This is a genomic window from Pelagibacterium lentulum (assembly GCF_003992625.1).
GTDB classification, from domain to species: domain Bacteria; phylum Pseudomonadota; class Alphaproteobacteria; order Rhizobiales; family Devosiaceae; genus Pelagibacterium; species Pelagibacterium lentulum.
In genome coordinates, this window is sequence record NZ_RZMW01000041.1 from 108,190 (window position 1) to 132,009 (window position 23,820).

Consider the following 23,820-nt stretch of genomic DNA (forward strand, 5'->3'; position numbering starts at 1 on the left):
TCTGCCTCGTCTTTTCTGCCGCGCCATGCGGGCGGCGTCCGAGACTTAGGCAGTCCGGGGAGCTAGGCCCGTCTACTATCCCGGGCGCAGCATGAAGGGTGCGGCACCATATTGATTTCGCAACGACTGGAAGGGTCGTCCATCGGGTTAGAGCCTGTGTTGTTAAAAGGAATGGCAGGACAAACACTTGGATTGCGTCGGCCACGCCAACTTATGGCGAAGCCTATAGTCACAATCAAGAGCAATTGCGCGATTTGGATACAGTTGAAACCGGCGGATCACCGCGCAGAGCGCTTGGTGTGGGCCAGAAGCATATCCTTGGCTTCATTGATCCGTGCGGCCAGGAAGGACGAGCCGCCGTGATCGGGATGAACCTTTTTCATCAGTTCCCGATGTGCCCTGCGAATCTCGTCGGCCGAAGCGCCCGGCTTGAGGCCGAGAACGTCATAGGCTTCATCGATGCTGCCCAGACCCGAACTGCGCCCGGCAGGCCTTTCGGTTTCCTCGCGCTGCCCGTCATCCATGCCGAAATGCTCGGCAAAATACTCGCGCCAGCCCTTGCGATTGGCGTCGAGCCAGCTTTCAAGCAGAGCGATGGAATCTGGATCCTCGCTAACCTCGTCATAAAGCGCCCAACATTCGTCGGGACCAAGAGACGCCAGATCGCGCCCGGAAAACAGCCCCTCGCGCACAGTTCCACTGACCGAACCGGTCTCATGCTCGAGCTTCATGGAAAAATAGCGGCTCTTGACGGTAGAGGCATTGTTGGCGCTGGACATGCCCGCACCGAAATCGATGGGACCGAGCCTGCCGCGCATCAAGACGCCTGCGGCACCCATGGCAATGAAACTGCCCAGCATGATATTGCCGCGCAGAGCGACAATGGCGGCAGCGGCCATCATGGCAAGCCCGAAAATCCAACGCAACGTCCGCACAAGGCGGCGAATTTCGCCCTGAGTATAGAGGGAGTAAAGATAGACCAGCAAAACGACAATCGCCGATCCGGCGAGCACCCACGTCATTTCAATTGCTCGAGCAGGAGTTTGGCCGATCCGCTGCGCTGTAATTGCAAAGCCTTGCGCCCGCCGGTTGCAAAAGCGGCAACGGCGCGGAGCAACGCCGCCAGTTCCTTGGAGGCCGAGGAGTCGAACCGGGCATATGCGCCCTTGGTCAGACGCGCGAATTCGCGAAATGCGTTTTCCGCTATCGGATCATGGCCTTCCTGAAAGACAAACATCGGGCAGCCAAGCAAGCCGAGTTCGCCCGCCTTTTGCGCCAACCGGTCGATGTCTTCCTCCATCGCGTCTCCAACATAGACCACCGCGTTGATCTTTTCCTTCTTGTGCTCGTTGCGTGCGTGAGAGAGCACTTTGGAAATCTGCGTATGACCACCCCGGCAGTCGATGCCGCTCATAAGGTCCGCCAGCGCCCGCGCATTGGCAACCCATTTGGAAGACCGGCATTCGCCAAAGCCGCGGAAATAGATCAGTTGCACGTCGAGCCCGCCTGTATCGGCGACGGCTTCGAACATTTCGGCCTGCAACTGACAGGCAAGGTCCCATGTCGGCTGGCGGCTCATCGTGGCATCGAGTGCAAACAACAGCCGTCCGCGACCACCGCCTTCACCCGCCTTGGCCTCGGTCATTGCACCAACCTTGGCGATGAAATCGGACACAGCCGAACTTGCCTTGCCCGCATCGGATTTCGATGCAGGGGATTGGGGTCTGGTACTGGGTCGCTTTTCGGCCAATAAATCTCTCCTTGGTGCCAAATATGGGCCGCTCAAGCTGTCCCTGCAAGAGCGTTCGGGCCGGAACTTCAACACCAAAGAGGGATCGAGCACGAACAAGGACGCCGGCCCAGGTTGCGGCTACTGCTGCGCCAGGGGTAGCGCGGCTCAGATATACTGGCGCCAGTTGTGCTTTTCGGAAAAGCCAAGCACTTTACGTATCTTGCGATTTGACAATGGCGCCTCAAACTCGCCCATCTCCCGGATGACCGGCGTATTGGGCGCAAATTTTCTGAGAACGTCCGCCGTTGGCTCGTTGGTCGTGATCGTGTCGTTGACGGCATTAAAGACCTGAAAGCCCAGACCATCTTTCTTAATGCACAGGTCCACGATCTGACCGAGGTCGCGCGCGTCGATATAGCTCCAGGCATTGCGCTTGCGCGAAGCGGGATCGGCTGCAAAGCGCGGGAAGCGATCATACTCATGCGGCTCGATCACGTTTCCGATCCTAAGGGCATAAATATCTGCGCCGCTGCGCATCGCAAAGGCGCGCGCCGTCTTTTCATTAATCAGTTTTGAAAGCCCATAGCTATCCATGGGATCAATATCGTAGTCTTCTTCCAGCGGAAAGGAGGCGTAATCCTTGTCGCCTTCGGCAAAACAGACCCCGTAAGTGGTTTCGCTCGACGCGACAATAATTTTCCGGATGCCCAGCTTCACGGCAGCCTCGATCACGTTGTAGGTCGAGATCACATTGGTCCTGTAGGTCTCATTGTCGGGGCGCAGCAGGATACGCGGCACAGCGGCAAAATGAACCACCGCATCGACAGGTGCCGGGCCTTTGCCCGTCGCAAGCCCATCGAAATCGAAATGCATCGAAAGCGCGTTGAAGGTTTCGCCGCTATCGGTCAGATCGGTCGTAAGCGTATTGACGCCAGGACAATCGAGCGGCGCAAGGTCGAGATTGAAAACCGAATGGCCCTGATCGAGCAGATAGGGAATGACGTGGCGTCCCGCCTTGCCGCTGCCTCCGGTAAATACGATCCGTTTGCTCATATCGTTCCCTCCTGTTTCAAGACCAGCGGCATATACCGTTTTGGCGGCACCATAGAGCAACCGTTACGCTTATGCGTCCGGTTTCGATTTTATTTTTTCAGAATGCGTGCGTTAAAATTTTCCGCCGGTACGGAACCCGCCGCCGCCTTTAAAGCCGCCGCCCGTCTTGAAGCCACCGCCAGAGAACCCTCCCGAGCGCGGGCGCGAAAAGCCGCCGCCGGACGGCTTGCTCCAACTTCCTCCCGAGCGGGGGCGCGGACTGAATCCGCCTGGTGGAACTGCAAAGCCCCCTGAGCGCTTTGCCTTGTCGCGTGGCTGAGCGATAATCGGACCGGACGTGCCCGCCCATCCTTGCGAATTGCGCCAATGCCCCCAATAAGCTGACGCTGAAATCGCACCCTTGAGAAACTCGTCCAGCATATCGCCAACAAGTTTGTCCTCGCCGAAGCGCGAACGCGGATCATCAAAGCGGGACTTTTTGAACTCGAACTCCATATCTTCGAGCTCACGCCTTCTGGTTTCAAGAACCCGCAACCGATTGCGCTGATCTTCGATTTCGGCGTCCTCGGTGCGAATACGACGGCGCGTCTCGTCGATGCGCTCGACAATTGCATCGTCCTCAGGGGTTGCCGTGGCGCGTGCATCTGCAACCAGTTGACCGATTTCAACACTGCCAAGCGCTTTTGCGAGTTGAGAAACCGCCATTTCGTAAGTGGGATCGCCCCCATGAGCAATCTGCTTTTGCTCCTGGGTCAACGCCTCACGGCGGTCCTCTGTTTCGACGATCCTTGCGTCGATTTCGTCAAGCTCGATGGCCAGCGCCTCAAGCGCTTCCCGTGCCGGCTTGCCGCCCGCCTTATCGAGGGCATTCACTTCGATCGCTTCCAGCGCATCCTGAGCGCTCTCGAGATCGTCGCGCAGGTGCTCGACATGCTCGGCAAGACGCTCGGGAATGAGATTGAGCATGGCGAAATTGGGCCGCGCGTCATGGAAGCGGATATGGCGCGCCACCATGGCATCGAACACACGGGTAAAGTTCCGCCCCTTATACTCGGGCGTTCCGTAACCGCTGTCCCAAAGATACATGAAAAGCGGATCGGCTTTATACGGCCTGCCTTTCTCCACTCTGTCGGCTTCAGCCTGCTTGGTCTTTTTTTCCGCTTCGGCCAGCGTGGCGCTCAGGGCCTGAATTTCCTTTTCCGCATCCGCGTAAGCGGCATCGGTCGCAAGACTGGCCCGCACCGTCTGGGCCAGCGCATCGATGTTGGCCTGGTGCGAACCTATCCTGTCGAGCACCTTGCCGCGTTCGGCGACAAGCCTGGAGAGGCTGGCCTCGTGCTCTGCAAGATCAGCCTCGATCGCATTCATGGCTGCTGCATGCTGCTTGAGCATTTCCCGCGCCTGAGCTTCGGCAGCACTCAGCCGCCCCCTTATATCCCCTTGGTTTTCGGGCAGCAGCCGTAGGGTCGAAAGCTCGCGCAGACTCTGCGCTTCTGCCTCGCGAAGCCGCACGGCGCGTTCGGTGGCGCGAGCAATCCGCTTTGTGATCTGGTCTTCTTCGCGCCTGACATCCTTGAGAGCGTCTTCGAGCGCGCGAAGTCCCTGGGGGCCGGAAAAAGTCATTGTGCGCTCCGGCCTACCATTGGGTAATCGCCCCGCCCAGCACTGGCATCAGATAATCGACCTCAAGAAATCCATATTGTTTGATACCCATGATGTTCCGCTGAATGATGCCGTCATCAAGGCGGTCGGCGCGCACCGCTTCGTAGGTGATTTCCGGAACACGGACGGCCCAGATGTCCACCTCCTCGATCTGGCCGGTTTCCTCGCTTTCGATGGGCAATCTGAGCGCTTGCCCAGCCGGGCCGATGGCCTCGACGACAATGTAGTAATTGGTCGCTTCGGAGGTAGCTTCAGGGAACCGCCACACGCCGGTTGGTTGGCCTTCGCGATTGACAATACGCAATGAATATTCTGCCAGAAGCGTACGGTGAATGCGCTCCAGTTGAGCGATTGCTTGCATCGCGCCTTCTCGATCCCCACGAGCCGCGGCGGCCTTGCCACGTATTACCCAGGGCTCGGCCTCCTCGAGAGCGGCCTGAACCTTGGTTTCGGTATAAATATGGCTGAAAAGCTCGTCCATGCGATCGGGCAAGGTTTGAGCCAGTTCAATGCGCGCGGCCTCCTGCTGCATGGCAACGAAAGGCCGATAGACAGTGAAATAGCCGATGAAAGCGACAAGCAGAATCGCAATAAGTATTGCGACGGGCCTGCCCCAACTCTTGCGCTTCACATAGAGCGTGGCAAGGCGAGTTCGCCAATTGTCCGGCGGCGGCGTGTAGGTAAAGCGGCTCTCTTGGAGTGCCTTCACGCCTTCCTTGAGAATATGATCGGGCACCTCGATGCCCTGATCGCCGTAAAGCTTTTTCAGCCGCGCGATGAGTTGGTCCTCGCGCGATGCAGCGCCAAGCTCCCGCGCCACCAGGTCTCTCTGGTGACGCAGGGTATCGACCACATCCATGGCCAGCATGACGTCATCGAGCGGTGCCGCTTCGCTTGCCCGCCTGATCATAGCCTTTGACCCAAATTATACGCCTTTGCCTGTCGTCATCAGCGCATTGCCATCTGCGGCAAGCCGTGCAAGCCGCTGCTTGCCATCCTCGACCGCATCGCGGATTTCAGCCGAATTTTTGGTGGAGAGTTCGCGCATTTCCGAAATGATGGCCAGCGAATGTTCCTGGTAGGATACCACCGAATCTACAAGCGCCTTTACTGCATCCGCGCGTATCGTCGGGCCATAGCCCGCCTTGAGCGCTTCATCCTGAACCTGTCCGCCGATCTCGGCCAGCGTTTCGAGGCTCTTGCTCATGCCCTCTTTCATGGCATTGAGCGTTTCGGTGGACTCATGCAGGCCGAAAAGGCCGGTAAAGGAGGCTGAAAGAGCGGTAAACACCGTTTCATTTGTCGAGAAGAACGAAATGGACTGCTGATATACGCGCTCTTTGGCATTTGTCGTCTGCATCAGCCGCGCCATAATCACTTCGGACGTGGAATAGGAAATCGTGAGATTGTCCGAAAGGTCCTTGGCGATCTGATAGCGGCGTTCTTCATTCTGCAGGTCGCGCACGCGCTCATCGCGCGCCATTTCGAGCCGGGCACGGTCTGCCGGTGTACCTTCGGAAAATTCCGACAGTGCTTTTGATGCAGCCGCCAGATCGGCCTTGCGCTCGTCGAGCTTCTTTTCTGCGACTTCAAGCACTTCCAGCGCCATGACTTCGGCTTGCTTGAGCGCGCCCCGAAAGTCGCGATAGGCCTCCAAGATTGTGTGTTCGCGTTCGATCTGATCCTTGGTGTCGCGCGAAACATCGAGATAGGTATCGCGAATGCGCTCGAACCGGCTGGGAATATCGCCCCGCGTGACCTTCATCCATACGTTGGAGGCGCGCTCGAAAAGATCGAGCTTGCCGTCGTCGAGTTGATCGACCATGGCCTTGGCATCGTTGCGAATGGAATCGAACGACTTGGTGATCTGCTCGTAACGCTCGCCGACATTCATCGCCGAAATCTGGGACCGGACAACTTCGTTGAATGCACTGGCTTGGGTCAGAACCCGTCCGATCAGAATGACCTTCGTTTCATCGAGATGGGTGATTTCGCTCAACAGCCCGGTGATCGGCGCTTCCTGAGGCGTGTCGGGCCATATGCCCAGACCTCTGATCGCACCGACCGCTCTATCGAGATATTGCAAGGGTTTATCCACGAGTTCGGTTGCCATAGCCATTTGTCCCTGTTGTAACTTTGGCAGATGTGGTGCCATGATTCCCGTTGGCAAGAGAGAACACAATTGCCGTGAAGACGCGGGGATATGTTTTCTTGTCAATGGTGCCAAAAAGCCGCAATCAGGATAATGAATTGAACCAGCCCAAGGGGATAGTGAGCTTGGAATTTGGTGGCCGATACAAAGTACAGGCGAAACGCGAAACGGTTTGGGTTGCTCTCAATGACACGGAAGTGCTCAAGGCCTGCATTCCGGGCTGCAAGCGAATCGATTGGGTGAGCGAGGACGCGTTGGAAGCCGAGATTGCCGTCAATCTGGGCGTAATCAAACCGGTCTTTACCGGCGATCTGCGCCTGAGTAATGTCATTGTGGCCCAAAGCTATACGCTTTCAGGCCAGGGGCGCGGCGGCCTCTTGGGCAAGGCACAGGCGTCTGCCGATATCGAATTGAGCGATTTTGAAGGCGAAACCCTACTGCTCTTTAGCGCGACAGGAGGCGCCTCCGGTCAGATCATGAGACTGGGCAAGGCGCTTGTTGGCAATTCCGCCCAAAAGATCATCGATGGCTTTTTTGAGCGGTTCGGTGAAGCAATGGGCGCAAATGTTATCCCTCTGCACCAGCGATGACACGCACCCCCCATCAATAGCACGTTACCGGCCCCCGGTTTGTGCCGGAAAGGCCGCCGGTTTAACCAGAACGAACAGATTTTTTGCCCAAATGGTCAAAAAATCGAACTTCCCTCTTGCTTCATAACTGTTTGCGAGATTGTATTTGGGTCTCGCGCATGGAACGCTGGTGGACTTATGTCCACGCGGTTGCAGCCCGAAAACAGGGAGTATCATCATGTCCAATAAAAAACACTTCAAAGGCCTCTCAGCTCTAGCTGGCGGCGTCGCCCTCACAGCGCTCATGGCAGGCACGGCCTTTGCCGATCCCGCCCTTGTCTATGACGGTGGCGGCAAGTTCGACGCCTCGTTCAACGAGGCGGCTTATAACGGCGCCGAATGGTTCAGCCAGGAAACCGGTATCGGCTATCAGGATCTCGAAATCGCGGGCGATGCCCAGCGCGAGCAGGCAATCCGTCAGTTCGCCGCTCGCGGCAACAGCCCGATTGCGCTACCCGGCTTTTCCTGGGAAACCGCACTGCGCGCCGTCGCCCCGGATTTCCCCGATACAGCATTTGTGATCATCGATACGGTAGTCGATGACCTGCCCAATGTGCGTTCGGTCGTCTTCAAGGAACATGAAGGCTCCTTCCTTGTCGGTGCACTGGCTGCAATGGCGTCGGAAAGCGGTACAATCGGCTTTGTGCCTGCATTTGACTTCTCGCTGCTCAATGCGTTCGGCTGCGGTTATCGTCAGGGTGCGGCCTATATCAATCCCGATATCGAAATCATCGAAACCGCGATTGGAACCGGCTTCGATGCCTTCAACAATCCCGGCGGCGGCACCGAAGTTGCCCGCAGCCAGATCGACCGCGGCGCTGACGTGATTTATCATGCGGCAGGCGGTGCAGGCGTTGGCGTGCTTCAGGCAGCGGCAGATGCCGGCATTCTCGGCATCGGCGTTGACTCCAACCAGAACCACCTGCATCCCGGTCAGGTTCTGACCTCGATGCTCAAGCGCGTCGATGTTGCCGTCTTCAATGCCTTCAATGACTATAATAACGATGCCTGGACCAATGACGTGCAAGTACTCGGCCTTGCAGAAGAAGGTGTCGGTGCAGCGTTCGACGAGCACAATGCCGACCTGATCACCGACGAAATGCGGGCCCAGATCGAGGAAATCACGACTATGATCGTTTCGGGTGAGATCGTCGTCCACGATTATCGCGACGATAGTTCCTGCCCCGTCTGATCATCTCTTTTCCTTTAGGAAGGACTGCAGGCTATGACCAGTCTGACCCCGGAAACGACCCAGCGGCCCGAAGTGGCCGCTGGAACCGATTTTGCAATAGAGTTACGCAAGATCAACAAGCGTTTCGGCCCCGTACATGCCAACAAGGACATCGATCTTGAGGTAAAGCGGGGCACCGTCCACGGTATTGTCGGTGAGAACGGGGCGGGCAAGTCGACCCTGATGTCGATCCTCTATGGATTTTATCACGCCGATAGCGGAGAGATAGTGGTCGGCGGTCAGCCGGTGATAATAAACAATTCATCCGATGCCCTGCATCTGGGCATCGGCATGGTCCATCAACATTTCATGCTGGTGGACAATTTTACCGTTATCGAGAACGTCATTCTGGGCGCCGAAGATTCGGCGCTGTTGCGACCAAGTGTCGACAAGGCGCGCCGTGAGCTTACGCGCCTGGCAGAAGAATACGGGCTTAATGTTCCCCCCGATGCGCTGGTTGAAGACCTTTCGGTCGGCCAGCAGCAGCGCGTGGAAATATTGAAGGCACTCTATCGCGGTGCCGATATTCTCATTCTGGACGAGCCAACCGGCGTCTTGACGCCCGCTGAGGCGGATCACCTGTTCAAGGTGCTCGAAACGCTGCGTAATGAAGGCAAAACAATTATCCTCATTACCCATAAACTGCGCGAGATCATGGCGATTACGGACCGCGTTTCGGTGATGCGCCAGGGTGAAATGGTCAAGACGCTGGAAACCAGCGAAACCTCGCCGGAACAGCTTGCCGAACTGATGGTCGGGCGCCGCGTGTTGCTGCGCGTGCACAAAGAGCCCGCCAATCCCGGCGACGTAAAACTCGAGGTCAAGGACCTTGTGGTAGCCGACGATCAAGGCACGGAACGGGTCAAGGGCGTTTCCTTTACCGTCCGGGCCGGAGAAATTCTTGGCATTGCCGGGGTTGCCGGAAATGGCCAGTCTGAGCTGCTTGAAACCATTGCAGGGATGCGCCCTGCCAATGGCGGCACGATTACCCTCAATGGCGAGGAAGTTACTGCTGCAGACGAGGATTATGCCGCGTTTCTGCGCCGCAAGGGGCTGGCTCATGTGCCCGAAGACCGGCTGCGCATGGGGCTTGTGACCAATTTCTACGAGTGGGAAAATGCGATTCTCGGCTATCATGACGAACCGCGCTATGGATCGGGCTTGATGCTCGAGATCAAGGCTGCCAAGGCCGAGGCGAAACGCCATATCGAAAAGTTCGACATCCGCCCCGCCAATACCGATCTCAAGACCGCCAATTTTTCGGGCGGCAATCAACAAAAGATCGTTCTGGCGCGCGAGATGGAACGGGATCCAGATGTCCTGATCGTCGGCCAGCCGACCCGAGGCGTCGATATTGGCGCCATCGAATTTATTCACAACCAGATCATAAAAATGCGCGACGCGGGCAAGGCCATTGTGCTGGTCTCGGTCGAGCTTGACGAAATTCGTTCGCTGTCCGACCGCATCGTCGTTCTGTTCGACGGTCAGATCGTTGGCGAGGCTGACCCTGAAACCGCTGACGAAGGCGAGCTTGGCCTGTTGATGGCCGGCGTCAACAACAAGAAGGCTGCTGTCCAATGAGCGCGCCCCGAATTGCATTACCGCGCTGGGTCGATGTCGTCCTTTTGCCGGTCCTTAACGTTTCGCTTGCCTTTCTGATCGGCGGCATTGTCGTGCTCGCGGTGGGGGAAAACCCCATCGAGGCTGTGCGCATCATGTTCTATGGCGCGTTTGGCTACGGTTACGGTTTCGGATTTACGCTCTATTACACCACCAATTTCGTCTTTGCCGGTCTCGCCGTGGCGCTCGCCTATCATGCGGGCCTATTCAATATCGGGGGCGAAGGCCAGGCCTATGTTGCCGGACTTGGTGCCATCCTTGTCGCACTGGCGGTTGCCGGTCTGCATTGGGCACTAGCCCTGCCGCTGATCATGATCGCATCGGCTTTGTTTGGCGGGATCTGGGCGTTGATTCCGGGCTATTTACAGGCCAAGCGCGGCTCGCATGTGGTTATCACGACAATCATGATGAACTTCATCGCGACGTCGCTGATGAGCTACCTGATTTCACGCGTGCTGAAACCACCCCATATCGCATCTGACGAAAGCGAGCGCGTGGATGCAATGACGCGGGTTCCGTTCCTTTCCGAATGGATTCCGATGCTGCGAAACACGCCGGTCAATATCTCCTTTTTCCTCGCGATTGCTGCGCTGGTTGGGGTCTATATCCTGATCTGGCGCACCAAATTCGGCTATGCGCTGCGCACCATGGGCCATAGTGGCACCGCTGCGCGCTATGCGGGCATGTCCAATGCCAAGCTCATTATGATCACCATGGCGATTTCCGGTGCGCTTGCCGGGATGATTGCCGTCAATGACGTTGCGGGCGCGCATGGCCGTTTACTGCTCAACTATGTTGCGGGCACCGGATTCGTGGGCATTGCCGTTGCGTTTATGGGCAAGGCACACCCGATCGGTGTCGGCCTTTCGGCACTGTTGTTTGGTGTGCTTTATCAGGGCGGGCAGGAGTTGGCCTTCACCATGCCGGCGATCACCCGCGAGATGATTTTGACCATTCAGGCGCTGGTGATCCTGTTTACCGGCGCGATGAGCGAAATGCTGCGCCGCCCGGTGGAACTGGCCTTCATTTTCTCGCGCTTGCGCGGGCATGATCCCGATACCCAACCCAAACTGGCCGCTCAGGAGGACAAGTAAATGGACGCGATACTAAGCGATCTGATTTCCCTTCTGATCACCACAATCCGGGTTTCAACCCCGCTTATTCTGGCTTGTCTTGCCGGGCTTTATTCCGAGCGCGCCGGGATCATCGATATCGGGCTGGAAGGCAAGCTTCTGGGTGCCGCTTTTGGGGCAGCCACGGTTGCCTATCTGACCGGCAGCGCCTGGATCGGGCTTATTGCCGGCGTTGGCGTATCGCTCGCGTTTTCGGGCATCCACGGTCTCGCCTCGATAAACTTCCGTGGCAATCAGGTGATTTCAGGCGTCGCCCTCAATTTCCTTGCCGCGGGCCTTACCACGTTTCTCGGCGCGACATGGTTCGCGCGCGGCGGCAATACGCCAGCGCTTTCGGGCGACGCGCGGTTTGGCGCCATCCATTTTCCTTTTGCGCGCGAGCTTTCAGGCGTGCCGGTCATCGGCCCGCTCTATTCCGGTCTGCTCTCGGGCCATACAATCCTGACCTACATTGCCTTCCTTGCAGTGCCGCTTACGGCCTGGGTCTTGTGGCGCACGCGGTTCGGCCTGCGCCTGCGTTCGGTCGGTGAAAACCCCAAGGCCCTCGATACCGCAGGGATGAGCGTGATGTGGCTGCGTTACAAGGCGCTTATGATCACCGGCACGCTTGTGGGTGTTGGCGGGGCCTATCTCTCGACGGCGCAGGCCGCGAGCTTTTCCAACAACATGGCAGCCGGGCGCGGCTTTATTGCGCTGGCGGCACTGATCTTTGCCAAGTGGCGGCCGTTCCAGGCAATGTTCGCTTGCCTTTTGTTCGGGCTTTTGGAAGCGCTGCAATATCGTCTGCAGGGACAGGATCTTCCCTTTATCGGCCGGGTTCCCACCCAGGCGATGCAGGCTCTGCCCTATGTTCTCACCATTCTGCTGCTTGCCGGGTTTGTAGGGCGCGCCATACCGCCCAAAGGCCTTGGCCAGCCCTATGTGAAGGAGCGGTAAGGTGGGGTTCGCGGGCACCGACAAGGCCCTGTTCGATGCGGCCGAAAAGGTCCGCGCGCGGGCCTATGCTCCCTATTCGGGTTTTCAGGTCGGGGCCGCGATCCTGGCCGATGACGGCAATATCTATGCGGGCTGCAATGTGGAAAACGCCGCCTACCCCCAAGGCAATTGCGCCGAGCCTTCCGCCATTGCGGCAATGCTGGCGGGCGGGGGCAAGCGCATCGAAAAGATATTTGTGACAGGCCCCGGCGCTGTACCTGTCACCCCTTGCGGGGGATGCCGCCAGCGTATCCGCGAGTTTGCTGCGCCCGATACGCCGATCATATGTCTCGGCGTTGAAGGGGACCCGCTTTATACATCACTGGGAGAACTGCTCCCGCATTCGTTCGGCCCCGAATTTCTGGGCCGCTGACAGGATAGATTTGATATGGCCAAGGCCCTTAAAACCATCCGCAAGCTGGCGGGCGATTCCGTCATTGAAACCGCACTCATCCTTGGTTCGGGTCTTTCCGATATCGGCGAGCTTGTGGCAGACAAGATCACCATTCCTTTCTCCGAGTTGAAGGGGTTTCCGCAGGGCGGGGTTTCGGGGCACGGGAAAGATCTCATCATCGGAGAAATGGGCGGCAAGCGCATCGCGATTTTGACCGGACGACAGCATTATTACGAGCATGGCGATCCTGCAGCCATGCGGCCAGCGCTCGAAACGCTTTGTGAGCTTGGCGTCAAGACGCTGATGCTCACCAATGCCGCAGGGTCACTGGACACCGATGTAACGCCGGGCAACCTTATGCTGGTTGCCGATCACATCAATCATGCAGGCGTCAATCCGCTGATCGGGGAAGAAACCGACGCGCGGTTCGTCAATCTTGTCGATGCCTACGATCCGGGCCTGCGCGCTAACACCCATGCAATTGCCGCGCGCCTCGAAATCGCCCTCAAGGAGGGCGTATATATGTGGTTTTCCGGCCCGAGTTTTGAGACGCCAGCCGAAATTCGCATGGCGCAGGCGCTGGGCGCGAATGCCGTTGGCATGTCCACCGTGCCGGAAGTCATCCTTGCACGGTTTTTCGGGATGAAGGTCTGGGCCTGTTCGTCGATTACAAATATGGGGGCAGGGATGGCACAAGAGGCCATTTCGCACACCCAGACCAAAGAAGTCGCAAAATTGGGGGCGGAGAAATTAAAGCGCCTGATCCCGGCGCTGGTGGAGGAATTATGAGTCTCAAGATCGTCGATACCCCGAAAGAGGCCGCGCGCCACAAGCGCAATCCCGGCTACCCCCTCGATCTCGATTGGGTTGGCCAGGTTCGGATGAACCGGTCGGCGCTAGAACGCCGGGCGGGCACCATCGGCGCACGCCGTTCCGTCAAGAAAGAGCATCAATTGGCATGGCTCCTCAAGGCCGTTGCGCTGATGGACCTGACAACGCTCAATTCCGACGATACGCCGGGGCGCGTCGAGCGGCTTTGCGCCAAGGCGCGCAATCCAATCCGCCCCGATCTTGTCGAAGCGCTGGGCGTCAAACATCTCGGCATCACCCCTGCAGCGGTTTGCGTCTATCACAATTTTGTCGCGACTGCCGTTGAGGCGCTCGACGGCACGGGCATACCCGTTGCCGCTGTCTCAACTGCCTTCCCGCACGGCCTGACCCCCCTTGACATACGGCTTGCCGAAATCAAGGCGTCGGTTGCCGATGGCGCGCAGGAAATCGATATCGTCATTGAACGCGGCATGGTCTTGAACGGTGACTGGCAGGGGCTGTACGAGCAGGTCCGCGCCATGCGCGAAGCCTGTGGCGATGCTCATATCAAGACCATTCTGGGCACCGGGGAGTTGGCAACGCTCACCAATGTCGCCAAGGCCTCGCTTGTCTGCATGTTGGCCGGTGCCGATTTCATCAAGACTTCGACCGGCAAGGAAAAGGTCAACGCAACCCTTCCCACATCGCTTGCCATGGTGCGGATGATCCGCTGGTTCTATCAAGAAACAGGCATCGAGATTGGGTACAAGCCCGCCGGCGGCATCGCCAAGGCAAAGGATGCGCTGACCTACATGGCGCTGATGAAGGAAGAGCTTGGCCGTGGCTGGCTCGAACCGCACCTGTTCCGTTTCGGCGCCTCCTCGCTTCTGACCGACATAGAGCGGCAGATCGAACACGGGCTGACCGGTCACTACGCCGCCGATTACCGGATGGCCATGGCCTGACACGATCGACCAATCCGAAGATCGAAATATTTGCCTCGCCCATCGGGCTTGAGGCAGGGAGAGAAAAGAGATGAGCAAAGTGGCGGAAATCTTTGAAACGCTCGACTATGGGCTGGCACCGGAAGCGCCCGGCCCTGCGCTGGACTGGCTCAAGGCCAATGGCGGCAAGTTCGGTCATTTCATCGATGGCGGGTTTACAAAACCGGGCAAGACCTTTGCCTCGATCAATCCGGCAAATGGCGAAAAACTGGCCGAAATCAGCGACGGCACCAAAGCCGATGTGGACAAGGCCGTAAAGGCAGCGCGCGCCGCATTCAAGGACTGGTCGCAGCTTTCAGGCTTTGAGCGCGCCAAATATCTTTATGCCATTGCGCGGCAAATCCAGCGCGAAAGTCGATTGTTTGCCGTGCTCGAGACGCTCGATAACGGCAAGCCGATCCGCGAAAGCCGCGATGCCGATATCCCGCTCGTTGCGCGGCATTTTTATCATCACGCAGGCTGGGCACAGCATATCGACAAGGCCTTTCCCGACCATGTGCCCTATGGCGTTTGTGGTCAGATTATCCCGTGGAATTTCCCGCTGCTGATGCTGGCGTGGAAGATTGCGCCCGCGCTCGCCGCTGGCAATACGGTGGTTCTCAAGCCCGCCGAGTTCACGTCTCTCACCGCGCTGCTCTTCGCGCAGATTTGCGCGCGTATCGGTCTGCCCAAAGGCGTGGTCAATATCGTCACCGGTGCCGGGGAAACCGGCGAAGCCATCGTCAATCATCCCGATATCGACAAGATCGCCTTTACCGGTTCCACCGAGGTGGGCAAGATCATCCGCCGGGCGACGGCCGGTTCGGGCAAAGGGCTTTCGCTCGAACTGGGCGGCAAGTCGCCTTTCGTCGTGTTCGACGATGCCGATCTCGACAGCGCCGTGGAAGGGTTGGTCGATGCCATCTGGTTCAATCAGGGGCAGGTCTGCTGCGCTGGCTCGCGGCTACTTATCCAGGAATCGGTCGAGGAAAAATTCATCGCCAAGGTCAAGGCGCGCATGGCGACATTGCGGGTTGGCGATCCGCTGGACAAATCCATCGACATCGGTGCGATGGTCGACCCCGTTCAGGTCGCGCGCGTGCAGGACCTGCTCAAGCAGGGCGCCAAAGAAGGCGGCACGGTTTATGCGCCTGACGGAACGATGCCCGAGAAAGGCTGCTTCCTGAGGCCCACTCTGGTGACAGGCATTTCACCGGCCCATATCCTCGCCAGCGAGGAAATCTTTGGCCCAGTGCTCGTTGCCATGAGCTTCCGTACGCCCGAAGAGGCTGTAGCGCTGGCTAACAACACCCGGTACGGGCTGGCTGCATCGGTCTGGACCGAAAACATCAATCTGGCGCTCGATCTGGCCCCCAAGATCAAGGCGGGCGTGGTCTGGATCAATTCCACAAATCAGTTCGATGCAGCCGTCGGATTTGGCGGCTACCGCGAATCCGGGTTTGGCCGCGAAGGCGGACGTGAGGGCATGGCCGCCTATCTCAAGCCGAGCTGGGAGAAAGCGCTCAAAGCAACGCCCGTGCTCAAACTTGCCACACCGATCAGCGATCCTGTCAGCGCCGGCATTGATCGGACCGCAAAGCTTTATATTGGCGGCAAGCAGGCCCGGCCCGATTCCGGCTATGCGCGAGCGATTCATGGCGCGGATGGCAGACTCGTTGGCGAGGTGGGTGAAGGCAATCGCAAGGACATCCGCAATGCTGTCGAGGCGGCGCGTGGTGCCTTGGGTTGGGGTGCCAAGACGGCGCATCTGCGCAGTCAGATCCTATATTACCTCGGTGAAAATCTCGACTACCGCAAGGCCGAGTTTGCCGAGCGCCTGCGGGCTCTAACCGGCGCTTCCGCAAATGCTGCGAAACGCGAAGTCGATCTCTCAGTTGAGCGGCTCTTTGCCTTTGCAGGCTGGGCCGACAAATATGACGGCGCGGTCCACAATCCCCCTGCCCGCATGCTGGCCGCGGGTATTGTCGAACCCATCGGCGTCCTCGCCATTGCTGCGCCCGATGAAATGCCACTGCTGGGCGCGATCTCGCTGCTAGCTCCAGCGATTGCCATGGGCAATACGGTGGTTCTCGTTCCATCTGACCCACATCCCTTGGCCATCACCGACTTTTATCAGGTCATGGAAACCTCGGACGTGCCCGGCGGTGTCGTCAATATCGTCACTGGTCCCAAACGCGAGCTTTCCAAAACCCTTGCCGAGCATGATGGGGTCGATGGCATCTGGTTTGCCGGGTCGCTTGAGGACAGCGCTATGATCGAAGCCGCGTCTGCCGGCAACGTCAAGCAAAGCTGGACGACACGCGGGCTGGGCTATGACTGGTCGGACAAGGCGATCATGGAGAGCGATTACCTGCTGGCCCGCGCCACCCAGATCAAGAATGTCTGGATACCTTATGGGGCTTAAGCAATGACCTTGCTGCCTCAGGAAGTCATCGCCAAAAAGCGCGATGGAGAAACGCTTTCGGGCGCGGATATTGCCGGGTTCATTGCCGGGCTGACGCAAGGCAAAGTCACCGATGCGCAGGCCGCGGCCTTTGCAATGGCGGTCTATTTCCAGAATATGGACCTCGATGAGCGGGTGGCGCTGACGCTTGCCATGCGTGATTCCGGGCGCGTGCTCGACTGGTCCGATCTCGATGGTCCGGTCATCGACAAGCATTCGACAGGTGGGGTTGGCGATAATGTCTCGCTGATGCTTGCCCCCATTCTTGCGGCGTGCGGCGCTTATGTGCCCATGATCTCGGGTCGCGGTCTTGGCCATACCGGCGGTACGCTCGACAAGTTCGACGCCATCCCAGGCTACAAGACAAATCCCGACATTGCGACGCTGCGCAAGGTGGTTGGCGAGGTCGGCTGCGCGATTATCGGGCAGACAGACGATCTCGCTCCAGCAGACCGGCGGCTTTATGCCATCCGCGATGTGACTGCCACGGTCGAGAACATCTCGCTGATCACCGCTTCGATCCTGTCCAAAAAGCTCGCTGCGGGCCTTGATAGTCTTATCCTCGACGTCAAGACCGGCACCGGCGCCTTCATGAAAACGCTGGAGGATGCGGAAGGGCTGGCACAAAGCCTTGTGTCCGTCGCCAATGGCGCGGGAATGACAACCGGCGCGCTGATAACCGACATGAACGAGCCGCTGGCAAGCGCTGCGGGCAATTGGCTCGAAGTGGTCAATGCCATCGATTTTCTGACTGGCAAAAAGCGCGACGCGCGACTTGAAGCCATAACCTTGGCTCTTTGCGCGCATGGGCTGGTTCTGGGGGGCGGTGCGCTCGATTTTGAGGATGGTATGCTGCGCGCCCAAATGGCGCTCAACAGCGGGGCGGCCGCCGAAAAGTTCTTTGCCATGGTTGCGGCGCTGGGTGGCCCGGCAGACCTAGAGGCCCATTATGAAGCCTCGCCCCATGCCGCGCCTGTCATGCGCGACGTCTTTCTCGATGAAAACGGTTTCGTCAGTTCCATCGATACACGCGGGGTGGGTATGGCGGTTGTCGTTCTCGGGGGGGGACGCACCAACCCGGCAGACACGATCTTTTACGGCGTTGGTTTTGACCGACTTGCCGGGCTCGGTGCTAAAATCGATAGCAGAACGCCGATTGCCCGGCTTCATGCCCGCGATGCCGACACTGCGGATCAGGCAGCAGCGCGGTTAAAGGCCGCCTATCGGTTGGCTGAAACCGCGCCGGAACGCAAAACGCTCTACACCTATATTGCACCGGAGGGAGCCCGATAATGCCACGCGCTATCTTATGTATTCTTGACAGTTTCGGCATTGGCGGCGCACCAGATGCAGCCCAATTCGGCGATGAGGGCGCCGATACGCTTGGTCACATCGCTCAGACCTGTGCGGACGGCCGTGGCGACGTGCCGGGTTTACGTTCCGGGCCATTGGCGCTGCCCAATCTCGATGCGCTCGGACTTGGCGCAGCCGCAAAACTTTCAACCGGAGAAATTCCTGTCGGGCTGACCGACCAGCCCAAGGGCGGGCGCTGGGGTGTTGGCCGTGAGGTTTCGATCGGCAAGGATACGCCGTCGGGCCACTGGGAGATTGCCGGCGTGCCGGTGCCGTTTGAATGGGGCTATTTCCCAAACGAGAACCCGGCATTCGGCCAGGATCTGCTCGATAAAATCTATAGGGCTGCAGGGCTCGAAGGCTCGCTTGCCAATACCCATGCGTCCGGCACGCAGGTGATCGAGGATTTCGGCGCGGAGTCCGTCCGATCGGACAAGCCGATCTTTTATACGTCTGTGGATTCTGTCTTCCAGATCGCCGCCCATGAAACCCATTTCGGGCTCGAGCGGCTTTATGAACTTTGCCAGACAGTGTTTCGGTTCACAGCGCCATTGAGAATCGGCCGCGTGATCGCGCGCCCGTTTGTGGGCGAGGATGCCAAATCGTTCAAGCGCACCGGCAATCGGCGCGATTTTGCCATCGACCCACCCGAGCCCACCCTGCTCGATCGCGCCAAGGCGCATGACCGGCAGGTCTTTGCCATTGGCAAGGTTTCCGACATCTATGCGGGACGCGGGGTGACGCACAAGATCAAGGCTTCTGGCAATATGGTTCTATTCGATCGCACGCTGGAAGCGCTCGACATGGCCGCCGATGGCGCGCTGATTTTCACGAACTTTGTCGATTTCGATACCGAGTTCGGCCATCGCCGTGATCCGGGCGGTTATGCGGGCGCGTTGGAGCAATTCGACGCGCGCCTGCCCGAGCTGATTGCCAAGCTTAAAGATGACGATCTTCTGGTCATCACCGCCGATCACGGCAACGATCCGACATGGCGCGGCACCGATCACACGCGCGAGCAGGTTCCAATCCTGTTATTTTCCCGGCAATTGGCGCAAGGGAGCATTGGCTTGCGGCCCGTTCTGTCCGATATTGGCGAGACCATCGCCCATTGGCTGGGCTTGCCGCCCGGTCCGCACGGCACAAGTGCATTATAACAACAAGAGCGGCACCACATGCAGAACCTTACCGTCGTCGAACACCCGCTTGTCCAGCACAAGCTCACCATCATGCGTTGCAAGGATACCTCGACCGCCAGTTTCCGGCGCCTTCTGCGCGAGATCGCACATTTGCTTTGCTATGAAGTCACCCGCGACCTCGAAGTCGAACTGATTGATATCGAAACCCCGGTCGGGCCGACCAAATCACCAACGCTCAAGGGTAAAAAACTCGTCTTTGCCTCAATCCTGCGAGCGGGCGAAGGTTTGCTTGAGGGCATGCTCGATCTGGTGCCCTCGGCGCGCGTTGCCCATATCGGGCTCTATCGCGACCCTGAAACCCTCGAAGCGATCGAATATTATTTCAAGGCACCGTCAGACGCTGCCGACCGACTGGTGATCGTTGTCGATCCCATGCTGGCGACTGCCAATTCAGCGATTGCTGCTGTGCAAAAGCTCAAGGATCGCGGCGCCAACAATCTGCGCTTTCTGTGCCTGCTGGCAGCCCCCGAGGGGGTCGAGCGGTTCACCAAAGCCCATCCCGACGTGCCAATCTTCACCGCCAGCCTGGATGAAAAGCTCAACGATCACGGCTATATCGTGCCGGGCCTTGGCGATGCCGGCGACCGGATGTACGGCACCAGATAGGTTTACGGAGCGGTCATCGCATCGATTTCAGCGCGATGGGCGTGCATCTTTTTGAAAATTGCAAAATCGGCATCATAGCGCGCCTTGCGTGAAGGGTCCGGTTCGCGCCGGAGCGCTTCTTGTGCCATCGCCGTGGCCGCGCTTTTCAGATCGGGATGCAGCCCGGCCGCTTTGGCGGCAGAAATGGCTGTGCCCAAAAGCATGGCATCGGCTCCGGGCATTTCGTTGACAACGCATCCGGTCATATCGGCATAAAGCGCCATCAGCAGCGGATTACGGGTGTGCCCACCGGCAATATGGAGCGTATCGATCTCATAGCCTTGTGCATTGAGCGTTTCGAGAATTTGCCGGATACCGCAAGCGATTGCCACGCAAGTCCGCCAATAGAGCGCGCACAGCCCATCAAACGAGGCATCGAGGTTCAGCCCCGAAATCACGCCCAGGGCATCGGGGTTGGCAAACGGGGATCGGTTGCCATGGAAATCGGGCAGGACATGCAAGCGCGCCGCGAGTTCCCCCCCTGTCTGGCTTTGCAGTTCACTGATCCGGGCAATGATCTTTTCGTGCATTTCGGGGTTGGACACACTGCCCGCGCCGTGCGTGGCAATTATGTGGTCGAGCGCCGCCCCCGATGCCGATTGACCGCCCTCGATCAGCCAGCACTCAGGCAAAAGCGCGCCAAAATATGGGCCCCAAAGCCCCCGCGCCGGGCGCGGGTTCAGGTTAAGTGCCGTCACCGCGCTCGAGGTCCCCGCAATCAAGCCCAGGTGCCGCTCAAGGCTTGCCGTTTCCCCGGCAAACGCGGCCAGAACACCCATTGCACCGGCATGCCCATCGATTATCCCCGCGCCAACCCGGCAGTTTGTCGTCAATCCCAGGTCTTTTGCCGCCGCATCTGTCAACGGTCCAAGATCGGTCCCCACCGGGGTGGCCCTATCGGGCAATTTCCCCTTTTCCAGCAAGTCGTCCAGCCCGCAAAGCGCCAGAAAGTCGCGCTGCCAGCCTTGGCTCTCATGCGCGAGATAGGTCCATTTGGCCGTCAATGTGGATTGTGAGCGCGCCATTGAACCGCTGGATTTGAACGTCAGGAAATCGGCAAGGTCGTAGAGCGCGCCGATCTTGTCCCATGTTTGTGGCATATTGGTCTTGAGCCACATCAGCTTAGGAATTTCCATTTCCGGGGACATTACACCCCCGGCAAAATCGAGAACCTTATGACCGGCGAGAGTGATCTGGCGCGCTTGTTTGGCCGCCCTGTGGTCGAGCCAGACAATCGTATCCCACGCGGCATCCTGTTCGGGTCCAACCGGCAAGGGCGCGCCGTCGCGATCCCGCACCACAAGCGAGCAGGTCGCCGAATAGCTCAGGCCCATGACCTCGTCCGGCTTTATTGCCGCCCGGTCAACCGCTGCGCGCACAGCCTTGCAGACTGCATTCCAGATGTCTTCGGATTGATGTTCAGCCCGATCCGCGCCGTGGCGTGAAATCTGAATGGGTTGGGTCGTCCGGGCCAAAAGGCAACCGGTCCTGTCCAGCACCCCGGCACGCGCGCTCGTGGTGCCCACATCCACCGCGACAAGAACCATGGCCTTCCCTACTACTCCCCGAAAAGTTGCGGGGAGTGTAAAAGATCGGGCAGCATCTGCATATCTGCGAAGATGTAATCTGGTTCAAGCATTGCCAATTTTTCATCCAGACCCGCCGGTTCGGCATGCCCCCCGCCGGTAAAGCCGAACACTTTCATGCCCGCGGCCTTTGCCGCTAGTATGCCCGCAGGACTGTCCTCGATCACAAGGCACTTTTCGGGGGAGAACCCCATTTGCCTTGCCGCGAGGAGAAACAGGTCCGGCGCGGGCTTGCCGTTCTCGACCATGGTGGCGGAAAAGACATGGCTACCGAAATAGGTGTCGAGCGCGGTCAGTTTGAGACTGAGCGCTATGCGTTCGGGCTGGCTCGAAGAGGCTACGCAGAAGGGCATATCCAATCCGGCAAGCACATTTCCGATCCCTGCAACCGGGGACAACGCAGCCTCAAATCGCGCGAACAATTTCGACCGCATGGTCTCAACGGTGCCGGGCGCGAGCTCCAAATCGAACTCCTTGCGCAAAATTGCGGTCATCGTCGAAAAAGAACGCCCCAAGAACCGGTCATAGGCCATTTCATCATCAACGCTCAGGCCCAGTTCGGCGAGCGTCGCGGTCAGAACCGCTATGGCAAGCGGTTCGCTATCGACCAGAACGCCGTCGCAATCGAAAATCACGAGCTCCGGTGCCGGACCTTTCGGGCGCATATGCGGTGCTGCGCCTGTCATCGCTAAAGCCGGTCTTCGAGATAGGCAATCAAGGTTTCGCGCGTGCCATCGGCCCAGACTTTGCGCAAGGCCGCTGCGAAGGCATCGCGATACACCGTATCGTCAGCCAGCGCTCCAAAAATATCGTGCATGGAAAGGAAAGCATCGGGATCGTCTTTTGCAGCAATGGCTGCGCCCTTTATACGGTCCCAGTTCGGATCGTTGGGGGCAATCGGCGCACCGGATTCTGTCGCCCCATAGCAATAGCGGCACCAGAGCGCGGAGACCAGCGCGAGCCCGGTAACATTTTGTCCAACCGCCAGCCGGTCGATCACTGAGGGCAGGATAAACTTTGGCTGACGGTTGGAGCCATCCAGGCATAAGCGCTGGATGGTGTCGGCAATCTTGGGATTGGCGAAGCGCTCGGCAATCAGCGCCCGATAAGCCTCAAGATCGGTGTCGGGAACCGGCGGAACCACCGGAATGATTTCTTCGCTTGTCAATTTGGCCAGATAGGCAGCGATCAGCGGTTCTTCCATCGCCTCATGGACAAAGTGGATATCCATCAGCGCCCCCGGATAGGCAATCGCCGCGTGGCCGCCATTCAATATCCGCAGCTTCATCAGTTCGTAGGGCGCCACATCGGGTACGAAGGTTACGCCCACCTTTTCCAGCGCCGGCCGCCCGAGCGGAAAATCGTCTTCCAGAACCCATTGGGTAAAGGTTTCGCAAAAGACCGGCCAGCCATCTTTAACGCCAAATTGGGTTTCGAGCAGCGCGCGTTCGCGATCCGAGGTTGCCGGTGTGATCCGGTCCACCATCCCATTGGGAAAGGACACATTCTCGCGCACCCATCGCGCAAGCGCGGCATCAAACACTTCTGCCAGCCCGGCAATGGCGTTCATGGTCACCTTGCCGTTATGGGGAATGTTATCGCAGCACATCACGGCAAAGGGCGCGATGCCCTTGTCCCGGCGCGCGATCAGCCCGGCAAGGATAAGGCCGAACACGGTTCTCGGTGCTGCAATATTGGCCGCGTCGGCAACAATCTCGGGATGGGAGGCATCGAATGCGCCTGCGGCGTCGAGAAAATACCCGCCTTCGGTGATGGTCAGCGAGACAATGCGAATCTGGGGATCGGCAAGTCTTGCGATCAGCGCCTCGGGATCATTGGGGTCGATATAATCGAGCATCGGCGCCAGAACGCGGGCCGTTGTGCTCGTTGCTTCCTGTTCCACAAGCGTCGTCAGGTAGTCCTGCGCAGCAAGCACCTCGCGCATCTTCGCATCGGACTGACGCACACCGGCCCCGATTATGCCGAAATCGCGACTTTCACCCATTGCAAACAAGTCATTGAGATATGCTGCCTGATGGGCCCGATGAAAATTGCCTACTCCGAAATGAACGATACCGGCGGTGATGTCCTCGCGCGCAAATCCGGGACCCGATACGGTGTCTGGCAGATCCGTCAATGTGGTGGCGGATAGCTTGATACTCATCACATTTTTCCTGTTTCAGCGCAGTCCAGACATCA

21 protein-coding genes are annotated in these 23,820 nt (G+C 58.5%); 12 read left to right on the forward strand and 9 right to left on the reverse strand.

Annotated elements, in window-relative coordinates; all coding sequences use genetic code 11:
• Positions 1-278: 278 nt before the first annotated feature.
• From EO133_RS20700 to EO133_RS14215, 6 genes are all read right to left on the reverse strand, one after another.
• Entirely contained in the window at positions 279-1,022 is a 744-nt protein-coding gene (locus EO133_RS20700) for a DnaJ domain-containing protein (RefSeq protein WP_280516081.1), read from the reverse strand.
• A complete protein-coding gene (locus tag EO133_RS14195; RefSeq protein ID WP_127073304.1) occupies positions 1,019-1,786 on the reverse strand; it encodes a VWA domain-containing protein in 768 nt (255 codons plus the stop codon). The genes EO133_RS20700 and EO133_RS14195 overlap by 4 nt, the downstream gene beginning before the upstream one ends.
• A gap of 111 nt (positions 1,787-1,897) precedes the next feature.
• A complete protein-coding gene (locus EO133_RS14200; protein ID WP_127073305.1) occupies positions 1,898-2,785 on the reverse strand; it encodes an NAD-dependent epimerase/dehydratase family protein in 888 nt (295 codons plus the stop codon).
• A gap of 111 nt (positions 2,786-2,896) precedes the next feature.
• Positions 2,897-4,408 carry a coiled-coil domain-containing protein gene (locus EO133_RS14205; protein WP_127073306.1) on the reverse strand — a complete coding sequence of 504 codons (1,512 nt, stop codon included), beginning with the start codon at positions 4,406-4,408 and terminating at the stop codon, positions 2,897-2,899.
• 13 nt (positions 4,409-4,421) lie between these two features.
• Positions 4,422-5,357: a DUF6384 family protein gene (locus tag EO133_RS14210; RefSeq protein ID WP_127073307.1), complete on the reverse strand. Its 936-nt coding sequence runs from the start codon at positions 5,355-5,357 to the stop codon at positions 4,422-4,424.
• 15 nt (positions 5,358-5,372) lie between these two features.
• Complete coding sequence (locus EO133_RS14215) at positions 5,373-6,560, reverse strand: cell surface protein (protein ID WP_127073308.1); 1,188 nt, start codon at positions 6,558-6,560, stop codon at positions 5,373-5,375.
• Positions 6,561-6,697: 137 nt separating this feature from the next.
• On the opposite strand from EO133_RS14215, the gene EO133_RS14220 reads away from it, so the two are divergent.
• The 12 genes from EO133_RS14220 to upp all read left to right on the forward strand — a co-directional run bounded on the left by EO133_RS14220 (position 6,698) and on the right by upp (position 19,996).
• Positions 6,698-7,189: an SRPBCC family protein gene (locus EO133_RS14220; protein ID WP_164735028.1), complete on the forward strand. Its 492-nt coding sequence runs from the start codon at positions 6,698-6,700 to the stop codon at positions 7,187-7,189.
• Positions 7,190-7,406: 217 nt separating this feature from the next.
• Complete coding sequence (locus tag EO133_RS14225; protein ID WP_127073310.1) at positions 7,407-8,420, forward strand: BMP family lipoprotein; 1,014 nt, start codon at positions 7,407-7,409, stop codon at positions 8,418-8,420.
• A gap of 33 nt (positions 8,421-8,453) precedes the next feature.
• Complete coding sequence (locus EO133_RS14230) at positions 8,454-10,040, forward strand: ABC transporter ATP-binding protein (RefSeq protein ID WP_127073311.1); 1,587 nt, start codon at positions 8,454-8,456, stop codon at positions 10,038-10,040.
• The gene (locus EO133_RS14235) at positions 10,037-11,173 is read left to right on the forward strand and encodes an ABC transporter permease (protein ID WP_244640602.1); all 1,137 of its coding nucleotides are present in this window, start codon (positions 10,037-10,039) and stop codon (positions 11,171-11,173) included. The genes EO133_RS14230 and EO133_RS14235 overlap by 4 nt, the downstream gene beginning before the upstream one ends.
• A complete protein-coding gene (locus EO133_RS14240) occupies positions 11,174-12,148 on the forward strand; it encodes an ABC transporter permease (protein WP_127073312.1) in 975 nt (324 codons plus the stop codon).
• Position 12,149: 1 nt separating this feature from the next.
• Entirely contained in the window at positions 12,150-12,560 is a 411-nt protein-coding gene (locus tag EO133_RS14245) for a cytidine deaminase (protein ID WP_127073313.1), read from the forward strand.
• A gap of 15 nt (positions 12,561-12,575) precedes the next feature.
• Positions 12,576-13,370: a purine-nucleoside phosphorylase gene (locus EO133_RS14250; RefSeq protein ID WP_127073314.1), complete on the forward strand. Its 795-nt coding sequence runs from the start codon at positions 12,576-12,578 to the stop codon at positions 13,368-13,370.
• Entirely contained in the window at positions 13,367-14,356 is a 990-nt protein-coding gene (deoC, locus tag EO133_RS14255; protein WP_127073315.1) for a deoxyribose-phosphate aldolase, read from the forward strand. Before EO133_RS14250 ends, deoC begins: the two co-directional genes overlap by 4 nt.
• Positions 14,357-14,426: 70 nt before the next feature.
• Positions 14,427-16,799 (forward strand): aldehyde dehydrogenase family protein, encoded by a 2,373-nt coding sequence (locus EO133_RS14260; protein ID WP_127073316.1) that lies wholly within the window; start codon positions 14,427-14,429, stop codon positions 16,797-16,799.
• 9 nt (positions 16,800-16,808) lie between these two features.
• On the forward strand, positions 16,809-18,131 hold the full coding sequence (deoA, locus tag EO133_RS14265; protein WP_127073646.1) for a thymidine phosphorylase: 1,323 nt from the start codon (positions 16,809-16,811) through the stop codon (positions 18,129-18,131).
• Positions 18,131-19,348 (forward strand): phosphopentomutase, encoded by a 1,218-nt coding sequence (locus EO133_RS14270; RefSeq protein ID WP_127073317.1) that lies wholly within the window; start codon positions 18,131-18,133, stop codon positions 19,346-19,348. Before deoA ends, EO133_RS14270 begins: the two co-directional genes overlap by 1 nt.
• A gap of 18 nt (positions 19,349-19,366) precedes the next feature.
• Positions 19,367-19,996, forward strand: a complete 630-nt coding sequence (gene upp, locus EO133_RS14275; protein WP_127073318.1) for a uracil phosphoribosyltransferase — start codon at positions 19,367-19,369, stop codon at positions 19,994-19,996.
• Between the two features lie 2 nt (positions 19,997-19,998).
• On the opposite strand, the gene EO133_RS14280 is transcribed toward upp, so the two are convergent.
• Genes EO133_RS14280 through EO133_RS14290 form a run of 3 tightly spaced genes read right to left on the reverse strand, consistent with a single transcriptional unit; the run spans position 19,999 to position 23,785 of the window.
• Positions 19,999-21,582: an FGGY-family carbohydrate kinase gene (locus tag EO133_RS14280; protein ID WP_127073319.1), complete on the reverse strand. Its 1,584-nt coding sequence runs from the start codon at positions 21,580-21,582 to the stop codon at positions 19,999-20,001.
• Positions 21,583-21,593: 11 nt separating this feature from the next.
• A complete protein-coding gene (locus EO133_RS14285) occupies positions 21,594-22,307 on the reverse strand; it encodes an HAD family hydrolase (protein WP_127073320.1) in 714 nt (237 codons plus the stop codon).
• A 2-nt stretch (positions 22,308-22,309) separates the two neighbouring features.
• Complete coding sequence (locus tag EO133_RS14290; protein WP_127073321.1) at positions 22,310-23,785, reverse strand: mannitol dehydrogenase family protein; 1,476 nt, start codon at positions 23,783-23,785, stop codon at positions 22,310-22,312.
• Positions 23,786-23,820 lie beyond the last annotated feature (35 nt).